The organism is Loigolactobacillus zhaoyuanensis (assembly GCF_003946385.1).
GTDB classification, from domain to species: domain Bacteria; phylum Bacillota; class Bacilli; order Lactobacillales; family Lactobacillaceae; genus Loigolactobacillus; species Loigolactobacillus zhaoyuanensis.
Genome location: NZ_RHOE01000138.1, coordinates 1 through 1,569, shown reverse-complemented (window position 1 = coordinate 1,569; position 1,569 = coordinate 1). Strand labels below are relative to the sequence as shown.

The 1,569-nt window shown below is 39.9% G+C and carries 1 protein-coding gene; it reads right to left on the bottom strand.

What is annotated here, in order from left to right; genetic code table 11:
* Positions 1-82 precede the first annotated feature (82 nt).
* Positions 83-1,432, bottom strand: a complete 1,350-nt coding sequence (locus EKM76_RS13245; protein WP_125551017.1) for an IS4 family transposase — start codon at positions 1,430-1,432, stop codon at positions 83-85.
* Between the last annotated feature and the right edge of the window lie 137 nt (positions 1,433-1,569).

The window sequence follows — 1,569 nt, the reverse complement described above, 5'->3', positions numbered from 1 at the left end:
TAACTAAAGGTTGAAAGTATCAAAATAGACCGTAACCATTGATGTCAAACGGTTATGGCACGATATATTACTAGTTTCCACTTCATTGAGCATTACCGAGTAGCCTGGCCAGGCTATTCGGTAATGCTTTTATAAATTCGTCAAAAATAATAGTTAATGTTTCAACCGCCATGTCGAGTTTTTCACCTAGACCAGTAATTGTTTGTATCAGCCAATTCAACGCACTTACTAACTTAATATCAGGCAACGGTCGTCCATAATCGAAGAATAAGTCACCCAGCGTCCTGTCGTCCGTATTTTCACGTTGCACCAATGCAAGGACGTCATAGCTTAACATGACCATTGCTAGGTGACCGCAAAGCCCATCATAGCTTTGGACTTGAGTCTGATCAAATTGCAGGTATTGTTTAGCGACTTTAAAATAACATTCGATCTGCCAACGCCGACCGTACATCTGAATGATTGCTTCTGGTCTTAGGTCAGTCATTGTGGTCGCCAACACAAGATATTGATCAGCCTGGCCACGTTTGGTTACGAAGACTAACTTCATTGGGATTTTTTCGCCATCAACTTCAAATGTGACGATTGGACTGTATAGATAGCTATCCTTAATTGGCCATTTACTGCGCCGTAAGTTAGTGTATAAAGTCTTAATATCCATTTCTCGGCCACGATAACGAAAATAGACTTTTTTAGTTTTTTTCAACATACCAATCCCATGACAATGACGTTTTAGCAATGCCGCAAACATACGCGGTGATGCATACCAGCTATCGAATAAGACGTACTTGGCCTTGATGCCGGATTTGATTGCATCATCTACTAATTCTAAAGCGACATCGGTCATTTTACGGGTTGCCTGTGTACGTCGTTTCGCGGCCAGTGATCGTTGATCACTGGACTTAAGGTGCCCAAACCGATTTTTGGCGTGGCTTGATGACATCAAGGCAAAGTTCAGCGGTAAAAAAGTATTGCCGTCACTCCAGCCTAAAGTTAGTGTCCTAAAGCCTTTAAAATACTGCTGTTTGTCGTGGTCAAAAACACGAGCTAATAATTCAGTTTTGCGTGAAAATTCACGTTTAAACAATGAATCATCAATGATCAAAGCTTGTCGCCGTCTTGGATCGGTAAAATGTTGCACGTATTGGATCAAATGGATCGCTAATAGCTGAACCAGTCGTTGCCAATTAATATGTGGATCATTTAGACAATTGCGAACAGTTCGTTTTGAAAAATCGTTAGCCTTTTCTGCTCTAAAAATGGAGTAGCGATTAAAGATGGTGGTCAATAACCATTCAAATAAGCGTTCAGTTTTAATACCGCGCGATTTATGGATATTGACACGACGCAAAATAGCGGAGAGATGGACCAATTTTGAAAAATGAGCAAAAGAATGATGAATATCAGTGTCATTGTATTGTATAGTAGACATAGGCATGAAACTCCTCTGTATGGTTTTTGTTTAGACGCTTTAAGTATACAGATGTGGATGGTTTCATGTCTATTTTTGTAGCAAAAAAGCCCTAACAGATCAGGGCTTAAGTGGAAATATTAACTTTCAACCTTTAG